The organism is Luteibacter sp. dw_328 (assembly GCF_018449605.1).
Taxonomy (GTDB): Bacteria; Pseudomonadota; Gammaproteobacteria; order Xanthomonadales; family Rhodanobacteraceae; genus Luteibacter.
The window spans coordinates 383,698-401,619 of the sequence record NZ_JAAVUW010000006.1; the positions used below are offsets into that span (position 1 = coordinate 383,698).

The window sequence follows — 17,922 nt, forward strand, 5'->3', positions numbered from 1 at the left end:
GGAGGGAGAGCCGTTGGGCGGGGTGGCCGCCGAAACCGGCTGTCACGGCCGTCGTGCCGGTACGAACATTCCGACTTGGTGAGACCCTTCCTTGCCGCTGGGCCGCGTCGCGCGGATGATCGCGACCGGCGCGCTGCGGTTGACCGCCTGCCGATGGCGACGGGCCAGCAGCCGAAGCAGCGCTGCTCTGTCGGCTCGATCCACACGAACCTCAGGGATGGGAAGAGCGTTCGGTGCCCACTCTCGAGGCGAGTTCCGCACAAGTGGAGCGGCCGCAGGCCAATAAGCACATGGTCCGCGCAGCGGACTTTCCGGTACGAAACGCGGAGGACGTGTCTGAGCAGCGAGGGTGGGCACCGAAGGCTCTGCGCCGCTACGTCCCCGCCCGCCGCGACGTCTCCGGAGCTCCGCGAGGAACCACAAAAAAGGCCGGGCCCCGCGATGCGGGGCCCGGCCTGGTGGTGCGGTGTTATTGGGAAATGATGTCCGCGATCACACCCGTGGCAACAGCGACGAGAAGGAAGTCGTTGTTGTCGGCGCGCTGCCAGCGGTAGCCGCGTGGCGGTTCGCGCAGGTGGCGCTCGCGGTAATCGTTGACCACGATGACGCGGCCGTCATAACGGTGGCCACGCTCCCAATGGCCGCCCGGGCCCGGATGCCAGTTATTGGCACGGTAGTCCCGGTGATCGTCGCGATGGTCGTCACGGCGATCGTCGCGGTGGTCGTCACGATGGTCATCGCGGTGATCGTCACGCTGATCGTTGCCATGGTCGTCGTGGTACTGCTGGACGCCTGCCGGCTGGAAAGGCGCCGGGCTGAAGGCGAACGCCGGGGCGATGACGGCCGAGGCGGCGACGGTAAGCGCGATCTTGCTAAGCAGTTTCATGCGGATGCTCCCGAATTAGCGTGTGGCAATGTCGAAGATGATGCCGGTCGCCACGGCGACAAGCAGAAAGTCGTTGTTCTCGCGGACCCAGTGGTAGCCGCGCGGCGGCGGGCGCAGGCGGTAGCTGCCGTAGTCGTACACCACCGTGTTACCGCCGTAGTAGCGATGGCCGCGCTCCCAGTGCCCGTAGTAACGCGGCGGGGGCGGGCGATGATAGTAGGCCGGACCGTTGTAGTAGCCGTGCCCGTAGTAACGTGGCGGCTCGCGACGGCCCTGCCAGCCACGATCATCGTGCCAGCGGCGATCATCGTGCCGGCCGCGGTCGTCGTGTCCGCGATCATGGCCGCGGTCGTGGCCGTGGCGATCGCGGTCGCCGTCGTGGTCGCGATGATCGTCGGCAAACGCCGCTGTCGTGGCGACCAGGGCAAGGGCGGCAAACGCGGTACGCAGCATCATTCTCATCGCATCTCTCCAGGACGATCATCACGCCGCAAGTCGCTACGGCTGATCGACGATTGGAAGATAGGCAGACTTTCCTGAACGCGAAGTCCTACGAATCGAAAGTTTCGCGAAAGCATTCATAGACGCGACAGCTGTTGAACCACCGCGTTCAGGAAATCGATCCCGGACCGAACTCGAGAGTGAGCTCTGGCGCGCGTTCCGCAAGATTTAACGACGTTCGCCGTTCAGGCGTGCGGGCAATGATTTTTCCGCCGCGAACGACCATCAGCCGGGTCGCCTTGAGGCGGATGGCTTCGTAGGTGTCGCCCGCCTGGAGCAGGACGAAGTCCGCGCGATGACCCGGTGCAATCCCGTAGCTTTCCAGGCCGAGGACCCGCGCCGCATTGGTGGTGACAGCGTCGAAGCACTGCGCCACGCCGGTGGTCGACGTCATCTGCGCCACGTGCAGCCCCATGTGTGCGACCTCGAGCATGTCGCCCGAGCCCAGGCCATACCAGGGGTCCATCACGCAGTCGTGGCCGAAGGCGACATTGACCCCAGCGGCCATCAGCTCGGGCACCCGGGTCATGCCACGGCGCTTCGGATACGTGTCGTGCCGGCCCTGCAAGGTGATGTTGATCAGGGGGTTGGCGATGGCATGCACGCCTGCTTCGGCGATCAGCGGCAGCAGCTTGGAGACGTAGTAGTTGTCCATCGAATGCATGGACGTGAGATGCGAGCCGGTGACACGACCCTGCAGGCCGCTACGGATCGTTTCGGTGGCGAGCGTCTCGATATGCCGGGACAGGGGATCGTCGGATTCGTCGCAGTGCATGTCCACTCGCAGGCCCCGCTCGGCGGCCAACTCGCAGAGCCAGCGGATCGACGTCGCGCCATCGGCCATCGTCCGCTCGAAGTGCGGAATGCCACCGACCACGTCCACGCCCATGTCCAGCGCGCGGATGAGGTTGGCCTTCGCGCTGGTTGAGCGAAGCAGGCCGTCCTGTGGGAAAGCGACGAGCTCCAGGTGCAGGTAGGGCGCCACGCGGCGCTTCACCTCCAGCAAGGCTTCGGTGGCCAGCAGCCGGTCGTCACAGATGTCGACATGGCTGCGGATCGCGAGCAGCCCTTGCGCCACTGCCATGTCGCAATAGGCCATGGCGCGGGCGACCAGCGCGTCGATCGTGAGGTCGGGCTTGAGCTCGCCCCACAGCGCGATGCCTTCGAGCAAGGTGCCGGAGGCGTTGAGGCGGGGCAGGCCGAGCGACAGCGTCGCATCCATGTGGAAGTGCGCGTCGACGAAGGGCGGTGAGACAAGTCGGCCACCCGCATCGATCTCCTCCAGGCCCTTCGCTGGTAGCGCCGGCTGGATCGCTGCGAAGCGCCCGTCGGCGATGCCGATATCGACGTCGCGGCGCCCGTCGGGAAGGCTGGCGTGGCGGATGATCAGGTCCATGTCGGTCGACTCTGGCAGTAAAGCCCGAATCATATGCCTTTGCTTTCGATCGCTCCTACAGGGGTAAGAGCATCGCCGCTGAAGCGGCTCCCACATGTACTTATTTGTGATCCGCGCTTTCACGCGGAGGTCGGCGCCATTTGGCACCATGGCTTTCCCCATGAAACTGTCCGACAAACTCGCCATCCTGGCCGACGCGGCCAAATACGACGCGTCCTGCTCGTCCAGTGGCGGCAAGGGCCGCAACTCGCTGCGCTCGGGTGGCATCGGTTCGACTGAAGGCATGGGCATCTGCCACGCCTATGCGCCGGATGGACGCTGCATTTCCCTGCTGAAGATCCTGCTGACGAATTTCTGCGTCTACGACTGCGTGTACTGCGTCAACCGGCGCAGCAGCAACGTGCAGCGCGCCCGCTTCACGCCCGAGGAAGTGGTGGAACTCACGATGGAGTTCTACCGCCGCAATTACATCGAAGGCCTGTTCCTCTCCTCGGGCATCATCCAGTCGCCCGACTACACCATGGAGCAGCTGGTTCGCGTCGCCCGCACGCTGCGCACCGAGCACAAGTTCGGCGGCTACATCCACCTCAAGACCATTCCGGATGCGTCGCCCGAGTTGATCGACGCCGCCGGACGCTGGGCGGATCGCCTGAGTATCAATGTGGAGATGCCGACGGCCGAAGGCCTCAAGTCGCTGGCGCCGGAGAAAGACCTGGGCGATATCCGTAGTGCCATGGGACGCCTGCGCCTGTCTATCGACGAGGCGAAGGCCGAAAAGAAAGCGCCGAAGTTTGCCCCGGCCGGGCAGAGCACGCAGATGATCGTCGGCGCCGATGCGGCGACGGATCGCGATGTGCTCGCGGCCAGCACCAACCTCTACACGAACTACCACCTGCGCCGCGTCTACTATTCCGCGTTCAGCCCGATTCCCGATGCGTCGAAAATCCTGCCGCTGAAGCCGCCGCCGCTCGTGCGCGAGCATCGTCTGTACCAGGCGGACTGGCTGATGCGCTTCTACGGTTTCCGCGCGGACGAAATCGCTCCCCCCGGTGACAGCGGCATGCTTTCGCTCGAGGTCGATCCGAAGCGGGCCTGGGCGCTGCGTCATCGGGAAAGCTTCCCGGTCGACGTCAACCGGGCGCCGCGCGACATGCTCCTGCGTGTTCCGGGTCTGGGCGTGAAGACCGTGGACCGCATGATCGCGATGCGCGCGCACCAGCGCATTCGCTACGCCGACCTCATCCGCCTGCGCGTGCCGGTGAAAAAGGTCGCGCCCTTTGTTGAAACGGTGGATCACCGTCCCCGAGGTGACCACGAAAGCGCCGCATTGCAGCGTGACCTGCGCGAGCCGGCGCAGCCCGACCTGTTCGGCTGATGCTCGGCGTCCGGCTCGACGATGCTTCGGACGCGGAGGCATGGCGCGCGAAGGCGCGTGCCTTGCTGCTGGCGGAGGTCGATCCGTCGCAGGTCGAATGGCTCGCGGGACCGGACGGCGGCCTGTTCGGCAGCGACGACGCGATGCCCGAGCCACGGCATGCGCAGGCCCCGGCCGTTCCGCGCGATTTCCTCAGCCTCGTCAATTCGGTGCTGGCGCATTCGGATCCGCGACGCCACGCCACGCTCTACCGCATGCTGTGGCGTTTGACGCACGGCGAACGCAACCTCCTGGCGATCGCCACGGACGACGATGTCGCCTGGGCCCACACCTGCGTGAAGCAGGTCAACCGCGACATGCACAAGATGAAGGCCTTCGTGCGCTTTCGCGAGTTGCCGGTCGACGACGGCACCGTCTATGTTGCGTGGTTCGAACCCGACCATGACATCGTCACGCGCGTGGCACCATTCTTCGTCCGCCGGTTCACCGGTATGCGCTGGTCCTTGTTGACGCCCTCACGCAGCGCCCACTGGGACGGCACGACGCTCTCGTTCGGGCCCGGTGCGAAGCGTGGCGACGCGCCTTCCGGCGACGCCCTCGAAGATCTCTGGCGCACCTACTACGCCAGCATCTTCAACCCCGCGCGCCTCAAAGTGGATGCCATGCGCCGGGAGATGCCGGTGAAGTACTGGAAGAATCTCCCGGAGGCGCGGCTCATACCCGAACTGGTGCGCGATGCGCTGCCGAGGATGCAGGCAATGGTCGAGAAACAACCCACGGTGCCGAGGAAAAAGGTCACGCCGCTGCAGAAGGCCGCCGTGGACGCGCCCGAGGGAAGCCTCGCGGCGCTGCGAAAGCAGGCGAAAGACTGTCGCCACTGCGACCTGTGGAAGCCGGCGACGCAGACGGTCTTCGGTAGCGGCCCTGCCGATGCGCGCATCGTCGTCATCGGTGAGCAGCCGGGTGACCAGGAGGATCTGGCCGGGAGGCCCTTCATCGGCCCGGCGGGAAAGCTGTTCGATCGCGCGCTGGAGGAAGCGGGTGTCGATCGCGCCGCGCTCTATGTCACCAATGCGGTGAAGCATTTCAAGTTCGAACCGCGCGGCAAGCGGCGCCTGCACAAACGCGCCAACGCCGAGGAGCAGGCGGCGTGTCGCCCCTGGCTGGCCGCCGAAATCGACCGCATCCGCCCGGAGGCGATCATCTGCCTCGGGGCGATGGCGGCGCAGGCGGTATTCGGGGCGTCGTTTCGGTTGATGGCGCAACGGGGGCAGTGGCTCGACCTGCCCGATGGGCGCCGCGCGATGGCCACGGTGCACCCGTCCTACCTGCTGCGCCTGACGGATGAGAAGGCGCGAGAAGAGGGGTATGCGGATTTCGTCCGCGACCTGCGTCTCCTGCGAAATTTCCTGTAGGAGCCGATTCATCGGCGATCCCGCGGCAGCGGGCAAGGTCGATGCAACACCCAATCGCCGATGAATCGGCTCCTACAACAGCAGTTGTACCCAGCCCGTCAGCCGATCTTGAACTTCTTCAGCTTCTTCGGCACCGAGGCATTCTTCAGCGTCACGTACACCGGCAGACCGTCCGGCCCATACGGCGGCGGTGCTTCACCCTGGATCAGCGGGGCGAGATAGCGTCGCGCGGCGGCGGTGATGCCGAAGCCGTCCTTCGAGATGAAGTTCCTCGGCATCTTCTTCTCGTGGTTGGCGATCTTGTCCAGCGGCGCCGCTTCGATCTTCCACTTGTAGGGCTCGTCAGAGGTGCGGACGATCACCGGCATCACGGCGTTGAGGCCTTCGGCCGCGTATTCGACGGCCTTCTTGCCTACCGCATAGGCCTGCTCGAGATCGGTCTTCGAAGCGATGTGCCGCGCCGAGCGCTGCAGGTAATCGGGCAGGGCCCAGTGGTACTTGTAGCCAAGCTTCTCGCGCACCAGGGCGGCGAGCACCGGGGCGGCGCCACCCAGCTGCGCGTGGCCGAACGCATCGCGCGCGCCGGACTCGGCGAGGAACGTGCCGTTGCTGTCCTTCACGCCCTCGGAAACGACCACGGTGCAGTAGCCGACCTTTTCCACCGTGGCCTTGACCTTGGCGAGGAAGGTCTCGGGATTGAACACGTTCTCCGGAAACAGGATGACGTGGGGCGCGTCGCCGGGTGCCGATCCGGCAAGACCGGCAGCGGCGGCGATCCAGCCCGCATGACGACCCATCACTTCGATGATGAAGACCTTGGTCGAGGTATCCATCATCGAGACCACGTCCAGGCTGGCCTCGCGCACCGCGATCGCGGTGTACTTCGCGACCGAACCGAATCCAGGGCAGGTGTCGGTCACCACGAGGTCGTTGTCGATCGTCTTCGGCACGCCGATGCAGTTGACCTCGTAGCCCAGCGTCTGGCCGATCTTCGAGACCTTGTTCGCTGTGTCAGCCGAGTCGTTGCCGCCGTTGTAGAGGAAGGTGCGGATGTCGTGTGCCTTGAACACCTCGATCAGGCGCTCGTACTCGACACGGTTTTCTTCCAGCGACTTGAGCTTGTAGCGGCAGGAACCGAAAGCGCCACCGGGCGTGTGCTTGAGCGCGGCGATATTGGCCTTGGCTTCCTTGGAGGTATCGATGAGCTCCTCGCGAAGCGCGCCGAGGATGCCGTTACGCGCGGCATAAACAATGATGCCCTTGTCGCGAGCCGTTTCGATCACGCCCGCGGCGGAGGCATTGATGACGGCGGATACGCCGCCCGACTGGGCGTAAAGAATTTTGCCGGCGGCCATACGCACTTCCTCGTCACCATGGGAGTGCCGAGCGTAGCGCGTGCGGCATGACGATGACACGCTAGACTCAGGAACGATCAAGGGGAAGGGGCTCGCCGTGCGCTTACCGAATACGCTGTATGCCCCGCCCGCCGACGCCACGCGCTGGCAGCGTGGTCTTTTCTATAGCGCCGGCGCCCGCATCGGGCTCTTCGCCATCCTGACCATCGCGCTGACGATCCTGCTCAGCCACCTGCTCAAGCCCATCGGCCTTGCGGGCAAGGATGTGAGCACCTTGGCCCGCGGCATCGGGGAAATGCTGATTCGTGCGGTGCCGGCGATCCTCGCTTACGGCGTGCTGGTTCGCTTCGTCGAGCGCCGTCCCCTTACCGAATTCTCGCGGCCGACCTGGGCGGCCGGCCCGCTCTGGCTGGTCGGCGGCGTGGCCCTGATGGGCGTGGTCGTCGGCAGCCTGTGGCTTTTCGGCGCCTATGTACCCCTCGGACCGGACACGGCCGCCGACTGGCCGGGCATCGTCCTGGGCGCGGGGGTTGGCGCGGCCATCGGCGAGGAACTGATCTCCCGTGGCGTGCTTTTCCGCGCCTGCGAGGAGGCGCTGGGCACCGGCTGGGCCCTGCTCATCTCCTCGGTGTTCTTCGGCTTCGCCCACGCCTTCAACCCCCACGCGACGATCGGCACCAGCCTGGCGATCGCCCTGGAAGCGGGCGTCATGCTGGGGCTGCTCTACGTGGCGACCCGCTCGCTGCTGGCCTGCATGGGCCTTCATGCCGGATGGAATATCACCCAGTCGCTGGTTTTCGGCGTACCCACCTCGGGCCTCCAGATGCACGGGCTGGTGGCCTCGCGCCTCGCCGGGCCGGACTGGCTCTCCGGCGGAGAATTCGGCGCCGAGGCGTCGATCGTTGCCCTGGTAGCGTGCAGCCTGGTCTCTCTGGGCCTGTTCCTGGTGGCGCGCAAGCGGGGCCGGCTGGTCGTTCCCCGCTGGAAGCGGGCCGCGGCCTACACGCCTCCGGTGTCGGCCGTTTGACGCGAGCGCGGCCGTGCCGTTACCTTGAGACCCATTTTCTTGTGTCCGGCGCTGGGGTTAACCCCCTGTCGCCCGACGTATCGGAGCATCAATGCGACTCGTGCTATTCGGCGCCCCCGGTTCAGGGAAGGGCACCCAGGCCACCCGCCTCAAGGAGCGCCTCGGCGTCCCCCACATCTCCACCGGCGACCTGCTTCGCGCGGAGATCAAGGAAGGAACCGAGCTGGGTCTGAAGGCCAAGGGCCTGATGGACCAGGGCATCCTGCTGTCGGACGACATCATGCTCGGCATCATCGAGCACCGCCTCAGCCAGCCGGACGCCAAGCCGGGCTTCATCCTCGACGGTTACCCGCGCAACCTGGCCCAGGCCGCTGCGCTGGACGAAGTGCTGGCCCGGATCGGCCAGCCGCTGGATGTCGTGGTCAAGCTCGATGTGCCCGACCAGGCCATCGTCGGCCGCTGCGAAGTCCGCTTCGAGAAGGAAGGCCGTCCCGACGACAACCCGGATACGGTCAAGAAGCGCCTGGCCATCTATGCCGAACAGACCGCGCCCGTCGCCGACTTCTACAAGCAGCGCGGCAAGCTGCAGGTCGTCGAGGGCGTCGGCGAACTCGATGAAGTGACCCAGCGCGTTCTCGACGTCCTCCCGGGCGATATCCAGGCCGCCAGCGCCTGACCCTCACGGCCCGCTTCGGCGGGCCCCCATGAGTCGACCCATGCGCGTCCATATCCTCGGTATCTGCGGCACCTTCATGGGCGGCGTCGCTGCGCTCGCGCGCGAGCTCGGCCTCACCGTCGAAGGGTCGGACGCGAACGTCTATCCGCCCATGAGCGACCAGCTCGAAGCCCTCGGCATCGGCCTGATGCAGGGCTACAAGGCGGAACACCTGCAGCCCGCGCCGGATCTGGTCGTGGTGGGCAACGCCATGGTGCGCGGCAACCCGGCCGTCGAGTACATGCTCGACGAAGGCCTGCGTTACATCTCGGGTCCGCAGTGGCTGGGTGAGACACTGCTCGGCGGCCGCGAGGTGCTGGCGGTCGCGGGCACGCACGGCAAGACCACGACGACCAGCCTGCTCGCCCACCTGCTCGAGACGGCCGGCCTTTCGCCGGGTTTCCTCATTGGCGGGGTGCCCGGCAACTTCGATGTCTCGGCGCGTCGCGGCGAGGGCAAGCCCTTTGTCATCGAGGCCGACGAGTACGACTCGGCCTTCTTCGACAAGCGCTCCAAGTTCGTCCACTACCGTCCGCGCATTGCCATCCTCAACAACCTCGAGTACGACCACGCGGATATCTTTCCCGACGTGGCAGCGATCCAGCGCCAGTTTCACCACCTGGTGCGCACGGTGCCGGGCAATGGCCGCCTCATCGTCAACGCGGAAGACGCCTATCTCGCCGACGTGCTGGCCATGGGTGCGTGGACGCCGGTGGAAACCTTCGGCGTCGACAAGGGCGACTGGCGCGCCGAACTGATCGCCGCCGACGGCTCGCATTTCCGCGTGCGTCGTGGCGACACCGTGCTCGGTGAGATCCACTGGAGCTCGCTGGGTCGGCACAACGTGATGAACGCACTGGCCGCGCTCGCGGCGGCAACGGCGGCGGGTGCAGATCCGGTGAGCCTGCTACCGGCCTTCGCCAGTTTCACCAGCGTGCGTCGCCGCATGGAAGTGATCGGCGAGGCCGGTGGCATCACGGTCTACGATGACTTCGCCCATCACCCGACGGCGATCGCGACAACACTGGCCGGCCTGCGTGCAAAGGTCGGCGGCGCACGCATCCTCGTCGCGCTCGAGCCCCGTTCGAACTCCATGCGTCTGGGCGCGCACGCGGAGGCCCTTGCGCCGTCGCTCGCCGATGCCGACGGCGTGGTCTTCCTGCATCGCCCCGAGCTCGCCTGGGACGCGGCACGCGTCACGGCGGCGCTCGATGGTCGTGGCAAGGCCGTGCCGACGGTCGAGGCGCTGGTGGCCACGCTCGCCGCGGATGCGCGGGAAGGCGACCATGTCGTGTTCATGTCCAACGGCGGCTTCGAAGGTGCGCCGCGGCGCTTTTTTACCGCGCTCGACGCAGGTTAGACTGGCGGGCATGGCTGCCACCACGCCCGGACAAGACTTCCCGCTGTTTCCGTTGACGAACGTCCTTTTTCCGGGCGGTCAGCTGCAACTGCGCATCTTCGAGCCACGCTATATCGACCTCGTGCGCGAATGCGCACGAACCGGCCGACCCTTTGGCGTCTGCATGATCCTCGAGGGCAGCGAAGCCGGGCATCCCGCGGTGCCTGCGGCCGTCGGCACGCTGGCGACAATCACGGACTTCCACACGGGTGAGGACGGCCTGCTCGGCATCGTCGCCGAAGGTGGCCTGCGTTTTCGCGTCACGCGTACGCGCATCCGTTCGGACGGTCAGGTGCGTGGCGACATCGCCACGTGGCGTGCCGAAGACATCACGCCGCTTCCGCCTGAATTCGGTCTGCTCGCGACCATTCTCGAGCGCCTTGTCGACCAGATGCAGCCACCCTGGCGGCATGACGTCGCCACGCGCTCTGACGATGCCAGCTGGGTCGGCTTCCGCCTCTCCGAATTGCTGCCGCTGGATCCGAACGAGTGCCAGCACATGCTCGAACTCGACGACCCACTCGAACGGCTTGCCGAGTTGCGTGACATTCTCCCGCGCTTCCAGCGCCCTTAATGGACTTGCCATGACGACCCTCGCAGGGAAGACGCTTTTCATCACCGGGGCCTCGCGCGGCATCGGGCTTGCCATCGCGCTGCGTGCCGCACGCGACGGCGCCAATATCGTCATCGCAGCGAAGAGCAGCGTCGCCAACCCCAAGCTGCCCGGCACGATCCACACCGCGGCCGCCGAGATCGAAGCGGCCGGTGGTGTCGCGCTGCCGTTGAAAGTGGATATTCGCGAAGAGTCCGAAGTGCGCATGGCCGCGGCCACGGCCGCCGAACGTTTCGGTGGCATCGACATCGTGGTGAACAATGCCAGCGCCATCTGGCTGGCCGGCGTGGAGAACACGCCGATGAAGCGTTTCGACCTCATGCAGCAGGTGAACACGCGGGGAACCTTCCTCACGACACAGGCTTGCCTGCCGTACCTGAAGAACGCAGAGAACCCGCAGGTGCTGATGCTGTCGCCTCCGCCGAGCATCGATCCGAAGTGGTACGAACCACATGTCGCGTACACCATTGCCAAGTTTGGTATGAGTCTGTGCGTGCTCGGCATGGCGCCCGAATTCAAGTCGCTGGGCATCGCGGTGAACGCGCTGTGGCCCAAAACCGTCATCGCCACGGCCGCGATCGCGATGATCGATGGCGTCCGCGTCGAAAACTGCCGCACGCCGGACATCGTCGCGGATGCGGCGCACGCGGTGCTTACCCGTCGCTCGCGTGACTACACCGGCCAGTTCTACATCGACGAAGACGTGCTGCGTGAAGAGGGCATCACCGACTTCAATCGCTACGCCGTGGCACCGGGCAACCCGCTACTACCGGATTTGTTTCTGTAGCTAGCGCGGCGATGCACCCGTATGGCTCTGGAGGCTAGCCCGTTTGGTGTATGGCCGCTTTCGGCACGCCGGTATAACTTCGATCCCCGTCGCTGTCGTCTGACACACGCGCGACGATGTGGGGCTTGCCGGCCTGCAGGGGTGCCGGCGGCGGGTCCAGGATTGAATCCGCGAAGCCGGCTAGCAGGCCACGTAACGGGTGAGGAGCAGGCATGTCGCGCGGGGAAATGTCGGGGCGTTGTGTCGTCTGGGTAGGCAGACCGAGCGTTGAAGAACACTTTGGTCTGCTCCGGGCGGGCTGGCGCACCCTGGTGGCCGATCCGGCCACCCAGAGTGAGGCACTACCCGAATGCGGAGACGCGGCCATCGCCGTGGTCGACCTGCGGGCAAGCGCGCTCGCCGCCGTCCGCATCCTCCACCAACTTCGTGAAAACCACCCGGCCATGGCCTGGATCGGCCTGACGGGCTCCCGTACGCCGGCACATGAGCCCTCGATCCGGCTGGCCTTGCCGCAGGCCCTCGAGATCATCGACGGCGCATCGTCGTTCACCGCCTTGCGCCTGGCGCTGCAACGCGCGCCGGGCGATGCGCCCGCCGCCGTGGACACCCGTCCGAGCATCCTCACGGGCGACAGCCAGGCCATCCGCACCCTCTCGCAGAACATCCGCAAGTTCGCGCCGGTCGAATTGCCCTTGCTCATCACCGGCGAGACCGGGACGGGCAAGGAGATGGCCGCGCGGGCCCTGCACCAGCTTTCGGCACGCCACGAACGGCCTTTCGCGGCAATCAACTGTGGCGCGCTGCCGGCCAACCTCGTCCAGTCCGAACTGTTCGGGCACGAACGCGGCTCGTTCACCGGCGCCACGGCGCGGCGCATCGGCCACTTCGAATCCGCCGACGGCGGCACCGTGTTCCTCGACGAGATCGGCGACCTGCCCCTCGATGCACAGACCAACCTGTTGAGGGTGCTGCAGGAAGGCACCATCGAACGCATCGGCAGCTGCCAGTCCATCAAGGTCGATGTGCGGGTGCTGGCCGCTACCCATGTGGATCTCGAGAAGGCCGTTTCGCAGGGACGGTTCCGCGAAGATCTCTTCTACCGCCTCAACGTATTGCGCCTGCGCATGCCACCGTTGCGGGAGCGCAATGGCGACATCGAACTGCTGGCCCAGTATTTCCTGGACGCTTTCCGTGAGAGCTATGGAACGCGTGCAAGGGCCTTCAGCACGAGCGCCCGGAAGGCGATGAGCGCCTTTGCCTGGCCGGGCAACGTGCGCGAACTGATGAACCGCGTGCAGCGCGCGGCCGTGATCGCCGACGATGCGCTGATCACGCCGGAGGATCTGGAGCTGAGCGCCGACCTCCCTGGCGCGGACCGGGATAGCCTTGGCAGCGCGCGCACCTCCGCCGAACGCGAGGCGATCGTCGACTGCCTTCGTGCAAGCGCGTTCAACATCAGCGAATGCGCGCGGCGCCTGCGCGTATCCCGCGTGACCGTCTACCGCCTCTGCAAAAAACACCAACTCGCTCTCGACCAGCTGCGCTGACCGGGTTCGGCCCCTCCGGTGACGGGAGTGAAGAAAACTCCCGGCCCTCTGGGGACCGGGAGTTCCCATTCGTCGTCCGGCTTGGCAGGGTCGTCGGGCGAACGAACATCGCGGGCTTCACAGGGCCTTGCCCACTACGGCAGCAAGCGCCGTGCCACGGGGGCCTTCCTTTGATTCTCAAGGCATTTCCGGCAGACGCGCTGAAACCGGGCGTTCAGGCGGTGTAGCGACGTGTAACAAAACGTTGCACCGGCGGTACACGCCGCGCGTTGTCGGCGCGGGCCGCGCCTTATAGGATGATGTGGTTTCGGATCGATGTCGGACCGCAGAGCGTACCGTGCGATTCCATCCGTTCTTGTAGGGGCGTCGGCGCTGCGGCCGGGGCCCGGAGTCAGCACCATGTCGTCGCACCCTGTCACACCCTCCGATCTCGTTGGCCTGGGCAAGCGTTATTGGCTGTCCGTTTATCGCCCGCGCGATGTCATCCTCGATCACGGGAAGGGTTCCCGCGTCTGGGACACGGAAGGCCGCGATTACATCGACTTCGGCGCCGGTATCGCCGTGAATGCCCTGGGTCACCAGGATCCGGATCTCGTTGCCGCCCTGGTTGGCCAGGCCAATAAGCTGTGGCACGCCAGCAACGTCTTCTATTCCGAGCCGCCGCTGCACCTTGCCCAGGAGCTGGTCGAGCACGCACCGTTCGCCGAGCGTGTGTTCCTTTGCAACTCCGGCACCGAAGCCAACGAGGCAGCGATCAAGCTGGTGCGCAAGTGGGCGGCGTCGCAGGGGCGGCCGGCCGAGAAGCGCGTCATCGTGACCTTCAAGGGTTCATTCCACGGCCGCACCCTCGCCGCGGTCACGGCGACGGCCCAGCCGAAGTACCAGGAAGGCTATGAGCCACTTCCCGGGGGCTTTCGCTATGTGCCGTTCAACGACCCGGCCGCGCTCGAGGAAGCGATGGCTCACGGTGACGTGGCGGCGGTGATGCTCGAGCCGGTGCAGGGCGAGGGCGGTGTGATGCCGGCGGAGCCGGGCTTCCTGAAGAAGGTTCGTGAGCTGTGCGACGCGCACGGGGCCCTCATGGTCCTCGACGAAATCCAGTGCGGTATGGGCCGCACCGGGACGCTGTTCGCCCATTCGCATGACCATGTCACGCCCGATATCGTCACCCTGGCCAAGGCACTCGGCGCCGGCTTCCCGATCGGCGCCATGCTGGTCGGGCCCAAGGTGTCCGAAGTGATGCAGTTCGGCGCCCATGGCACGACCTTCGGTGGCAACCCGATGGCCGCGGCCGTGGCACGCGTGGCCTTGGCCAAGATCGCCTCGCCGGCGGTCATGCTCAACGTCGAGCGTCAGGCCAATGACATCCGAACGGGCCTGAACAAGCTCAACCACGAATTCCACCTGTTCTCGGAAATCCGCGGTCGCGGGCTGATGATCGGCGCGGTGCTCGACGGCGCGTACGCTGGCCGGGCCGGCGAAATCCTCGATCTCGCTGCCGCCCACGGCCTGCTCATCCTCCAGGCCGGCCCCGACGTGCTGCGCATCGTCCCGCCGCTGACGATCACGGATGAGGAAACCGCGGAAGGTCTCGAACGGCTCCACGCCTCGCTGGCGGCGTTCGCGCAGGAAGCGAAAGTCGCCTGATGACAACGCCGGCCTGTCGCCGGCTTGTTGCGCGTCCACCATCGGCTTGTTGTGGGAGCCGATTCATCGGCGAAGCCGGCTCCTACAGTTCCATGTTGTTTAGAGGGTGGCAAACACCTCGCCTGCCGTGGCAATCGTCTCGGCGATGACACCGTCATCGTGCGCGCTGGAGACGAACCCGGCCTCGAACGCCGACGGTGCGAGGTACACGCCGCGCTCCAGCATGCCGTGGAAGAAGCGGTTGAACGCAGCGACATCGGCCTTGGTTGCCTGTGCATAGCTTTCCACCGTTTCTTCGGTGAAGAACAGGCCAAACATCGCGCCGACGCGGTTCACGCTGAAGGGTACGCCGGCTTTCTTCGCTTCGGCGAGGATGCCGTCGGTGAGCCGGGCCGTACGCGCCGTCAGGTCGTCGTAGAAACCCGGCGCCTGGATCAGCCCGAGCATGGCGAGACCGGCGGCCATGGCGACAGGATTACCCGAGAGCGTGCCCGCCTGGTAGATCGGGCCCGACGGCGCGATCTGTTCCATGAGGTCGCGGCGACCGCCATAGGCACCCACCGGCATGCCGCCGCCGATGATCTTGCCGAAGCAGGTCAGGTCGGGCGTGATGCCGTAGTGGGCCTGCGCCCCGCCCAGCGCCACGCGGAAGCCCGTCATGACCTCGTCGAAGATGAGCAGGACGCCATGCGCGGTGCACAACTCACGCAGCGCCTGCAGGTAACCCTCTTTGGGCGGAATGCAGTTCATGTTGCCGGCGACCGGCTCGATGATCAGGGCCGCAATCTCCTTGCCTTCCTGGGTGAGCAGCAGCGTCGCGGCGTCGATATCGTTGTAGGGCAGGGTGAGTGTCAGGTCGGCCGAGGCCTTGGGTACGCCGGGCGACGTGGGGACGCCGAAGGTGAGTGCGCCCGAACCTGCCTTCACCAGGAAGCTGTCTCCATGGCCGTGGTAGCAGCCTTCGAACTTCACGATTTTCGAGCGGCCGGTAGCGCCACGGGCAAGTCGAATGGCCGACATGGTGGCTTCCGTGCCCGAATTGACCATGCGCACCATGTCCACGGAAGGGATGAGCGAGACGATCGTCTCGGCCATGGTCACTTCGGCCGCGCAGGGCGTGCCGAACGACAGACCCTTCCGGATGGCGCGCTCCACGGCCTCGCGCACGGCCGGGTGGTTATGGCCGACGATCATCGGGCCCCATGAGCCGACATAGTCGATGTAGCGCTTACCCTCCACGTCCCACAGATAGGCGCCGTCGGCCCGCTCGGTGAAGAACGGCTCGCCACCGACGGACCGGAACGCGCGCACGGGTGAGTTCACACCGCCGGGCAGCAGCTTCTGGGCACGGGCGAAGAGGTCATGGTTCGTGGTCATCGAATGATTCCGGGGCGTGGGTCGAATAGGTCGGCGAACTGCCGGGCGGCCGTCTGGATGTCAGCGGCCGCGAAAATCGCGGACACCACGGCCAGGTAATCGGCGCCGGCGTCGATCAGCACCCGCCCATTGTCGGGGGTGATGCCACCGATCGCCACGACGGGAAGGCCCAGGGCCTTCGCCTGCGTCAATACGTCGTGTGCCACGACCGGGGCGTGCGGCTTGGTGGTCGACGGGTACATGGCGCCCAGGGCCAGGTAATCGGCCCCTTCGGCCTGCAGCTGACGGGCACGGTCGATCGAGCCGTAGCAGGACACACCGATGATGGCGTCCGCGCCGAGCGCGGCCCGGGCCTCGGCGATGGAGACATCCTCCCGGCCCAGGTGCACGCCGGCACCGACCTCGAGGGCGAGCGGCACGTCGTCGTTCACCACCAGGGGGACGTCATAACGTGCGCACATGCTCGCCAGCTCAGTCGCCTCGGCCAGGCGGCGCCCGGCGTCGTTGGTCTTGTCCCGGTACTGCAAGAGGCGAATGCCCCCTGCAAGGGCGGCCTCGACAGCCGCAAACAGGTCGTCGCGGGGCCCGTCTGTGATGGCATAGACGCCCTGGCCGCGGAGTCGGGTTCGGAGGAGGGTACTCATGGGAATCCTTGGGGGTGACGGTGGCGCGCTAGCCTCGTTGCGCCGGAGGGTGACAGAATGGGTGACTTCTCAGATTCACGACAGTACGCAAAACCATGAGCCAGAGCACCGAAACCACCCTTCGCAAATGGATGTGCGTCGTCTGCGGCTTTATCTATGACGAAGCCCTGGGCCTTCCAGAAGAGGACATCGCGCCCGGCACCCGCTGGGAAGATATCCCGGATACCTGGACCTGCCCGGACTGCGGCGTGACCAAAGACGACTTCGAAATGGTCGAGATCGACTGATAGTGTAGGAGCCGATTCATCGGCGAAAAACCAACGGAGCGGTAAATCCTTACCGTCCCGATCGCCGCGATGGGGCTGACATCGTTTCGCCCCATTCGGTCAGTAATAAGGCAGGAAAGCCTGCTTCCATAGTCCTCGAGGTCACGCAATGTGCGCCGATCCCGTGGAGGAAGCCCGTCATGCAGCGATTCATTCCGTTTGAAGACCAATGGGACGAACTGGCCGGCGTCGATCCGGCATCGCTTGTCCCGTATCACACCGGCGTGCCGTGCGAGCGCGGCCTCCTGCCGGATCAGCGCACCGTACCCGGATCACCGGTGATGGTCAGCGGCTCGCCCAGCTTCAGCCCCAGCTTGCCCGCGGTACCCGCCGGAAGCTCCAGGACGTAACGGGCCTTCCCGTCGCTTGGGTAGATGGCACAGGGATCGGCCCTGCAGGGCTGCGCGTTGAGCTGCATGGAGACAAGCTTGCGCGCACCGTCGAAATACAGGATGTCCAGCGGGATGAGGGTGTTCTTCATCCAGAAGGCGCGCGGCTCATCGTCCTGAAAGAAGAAGAGCATGCTTTGATCGGCCCTCAGTTCGGTCCGGTCCATCAGTCCGTGCTCCCGCGACGCGTCGTCCGTGGCGAACTCCGTAGCGAAGGTCTTACCGTGTAGCGTGACGGTAGGGGACGTTGCAGCGTGGGCGCCCAGCGACAGGAATATCAGTGCTGCGGGAAGAAGGCGTGCGAACATTTTTTTACACCTTATTAGTGTGATCCGAAGTTATAAGTCTAGCGTGTGACTTTTTTTCAGAAAGATGTCGAAAACCCCTTCACAGAAGTGCTCCCCGAGCCTATACTTCTCTTCTGGTCGCGACGAAAGTCACCCACGCGACAGTTCTTCGGCTTCACCAACCACCTCGAAAAAAAGATTCACGAGGGTGTTGACGGAAACGAAAAACGATATAC

General features: G+C 65.6%; 17 protein-coding genes. 10 read left to right on the forward strand and 7 right to left on the reverse strand.

What is annotated here, in order from left to right; translation table 11 throughout:
- Positions 1 to 469: 469 nt before the first annotated feature.
- The 3 genes from HB634_RS16715 to HB634_RS16725 all read right to left on the reverse strand — a co-directional run bounded on the left by HB634_RS16715 (position 470) and on the right by HB634_RS16725 (position 2,783).
- Positions 470 to 886, reverse strand: a complete 417-nt coding sequence (locus HB634_RS16715; protein ID WP_213949395.1) for an RcnB family protein — start codon at positions 884 to 886, stop codon at positions 470 to 472.
- Between the two features lie 15 nt (positions 887 to 901).
- Positions 902 to 1,348, reverse strand: coding sequence for an RcnB family protein (locus tag HB634_RS16720; protein ID WP_213949396.1), 447 nt, complete (start codon positions 1,346 to 1,348; stop codon positions 902 to 904).
- 148 nt (positions 1,349 to 1,496) lie between these two features.
- Complete coding sequence (locus tag HB634_RS16725) at positions 1,497 to 2,783, reverse strand: amidohydrolase family protein (RefSeq protein ID WP_213949397.1); 1,287 nt, start codon at positions 2,781 to 2,783, stop codon at positions 1,497 to 1,499.
- A 160-nt stretch (positions 2,784 to 2,943) separates the two neighbouring features.
- On the opposite strand from HB634_RS16725, the gene HB634_RS16730 reads away from it, so the two are divergent.
- Entirely contained in the window at positions 2,944 to 4,158 is a 1,215-nt protein-coding gene (locus HB634_RS16730) for a putative DNA modification/repair radical SAM protein (protein ID WP_213949398.1), read from the forward strand.
- Positions 4,158 to 5,573 carry a UdgX family uracil-DNA binding protein gene (locus HB634_RS16735; RefSeq protein WP_213949399.1) on the forward strand — a complete coding sequence of 472 codons (1,416 nt, stop codon included), beginning with the start codon at positions 4,158 to 4,160 and terminating at the stop codon, positions 5,571 to 5,573. Before HB634_RS16730 ends, HB634_RS16735 begins: the two co-directional genes overlap by 1 nt.
- Positions 5,574 to 5,671: 98 nt before the next feature.
- On the opposite strand, the gene HB634_RS16740 is transcribed toward HB634_RS16735, so the two are convergent.
- Entirely contained in the window at positions 5,672 to 6,928 is a 1,257-nt protein-coding gene (locus HB634_RS16740; protein WP_213949400.1) for a 6-phosphofructokinase, read from the reverse strand.
- Between the two features lie 97 nt (positions 6,929 to 7,025).
- Between HB634_RS16740 and HB634_RS16745 the strand changes: the two genes are divergently transcribed.
- The 7 genes from HB634_RS16745 (at position 7,026) to HB634_RS16775 (ending at position 14,663) form a co-directional block, all read left to right on the forward strand.
- Complete coding sequence (locus HB634_RS16745; RefSeq protein ID WP_213949401.1) at positions 7,026 to 7,955, forward strand: CPBP family glutamic-type intramembrane protease; 930 nt, start codon at positions 7,026 to 7,028, stop codon at positions 7,953 to 7,955.
- Positions 7,956 to 8,046: 91 nt separating this feature from the next.
- The gene (locus tag HB634_RS16750) at positions 8,047 to 8,631 is read left to right on the forward strand and encodes an adenylate kinase (protein ID WP_063573458.1); all 585 of its coding nucleotides are present in this window, start codon (positions 8,047 to 8,049) and stop codon (positions 8,629 to 8,631) included.
- Positions 8,632 to 8,671: 40 nt separating this feature from the next.
- On the forward strand, positions 8,672 to 10,030 hold the full coding sequence (gene mpl, locus HB634_RS16755) for a UDP-N-acetylmuramate:L-alanyl-gamma-D-glutamyl-meso-diaminopimelate ligase (RefSeq protein WP_213949402.1): 1,359 nt from the start codon (positions 8,672 to 8,674) through the stop codon (positions 10,028 to 10,030).
- Between the two features lie 10 nt (positions 10,031 to 10,040).
- Positions 10,041 to 10,643, forward strand: a complete 603-nt coding sequence (locus HB634_RS16760) for an LON peptidase substrate-binding domain-containing protein (RefSeq protein ID WP_063573460.1) — start codon at positions 10,041 to 10,043, stop codon at positions 10,641 to 10,643.
- Positions 10,644 to 10,653: 10 nt separating this feature from the next.
- Positions 10,654 to 11,469, forward strand: coding sequence for an NAD(P)-dependent oxidoreductase (locus tag HB634_RS16765; protein WP_063573461.1), 816 nt, complete (start codon positions 10,654 to 10,656; stop codon positions 11,467 to 11,469).
- Between the two features lie 212 nt (positions 11,470 to 11,681).
- On the forward strand, positions 11,682 to 13,016 hold the full coding sequence (locus tag HB634_RS16770; protein ID WP_213949403.1) for a sigma-54 dependent transcriptional regulator: 1,335 nt from the start codon (positions 11,682 to 11,684) through the stop codon (positions 13,014 to 13,016).
- Positions 13,017 to 13,415: 399 nt separating this feature from the next.
- Positions 13,416 to 14,663, forward strand: a complete 1,248-nt coding sequence (locus HB634_RS16775; RefSeq protein WP_063572496.1) for an acetylornithine/succinylornithine family transaminase — start codon at positions 13,416 to 13,418, stop codon at positions 14,661 to 14,663.
- 99 nt (positions 14,664 to 14,762) lie between these two features.
- Here the strand turns inward: HB634_RS16775 and hemL are convergent, their stop codons facing one another.
- Together hemL and thiE are read right to left on the reverse strand one after the other, a co-directional pair.
- Complete coding sequence (gene hemL / locus HB634_RS16780) at positions 14,763 to 16,040, reverse strand: glutamate-1-semialdehyde 2,1-aminomutase (RefSeq protein WP_213949404.1); 1,278 nt, start codon at positions 16,038 to 16,040, stop codon at positions 14,763 to 14,765.
- Complete coding sequence (thiE, locus tag HB634_RS16785; protein WP_063572494.1) at positions 16,037 to 16,684, reverse strand: thiamine phosphate synthase; 648 nt, start codon at positions 16,682 to 16,684, stop codon at positions 16,037 to 16,039. The genes hemL and thiE overlap by 4 nt, the downstream gene beginning before the upstream one ends.
- A gap of 95 nt (positions 16,685 to 16,779) precedes the next feature.
- Between thiE and HB634_RS16790 the strand changes: the two genes are divergently transcribed.
- A complete protein-coding gene (locus tag HB634_RS16790) occupies positions 16,780 to 16,971 on the forward strand; it encodes a rubredoxin (protein ID WP_046969539.1) in 192 nt (63 codons plus the stop codon).
- Between the two features lie 292 nt (positions 16,972 to 17,263).
- On the opposite strand, the gene HB634_RS16795 is transcribed toward HB634_RS16790, so the two are convergent.
- Positions 17,264 to 17,707: a DUF192 domain-containing protein gene (locus tag HB634_RS16795; RefSeq protein ID WP_213949405.1), complete on the reverse strand. Its 444-nt coding sequence runs from the start codon at positions 17,705 to 17,707 to the stop codon at positions 17,264 to 17,266.
- Between the last annotated feature and the right edge of the window lie 215 nt (positions 17,708 to 17,922).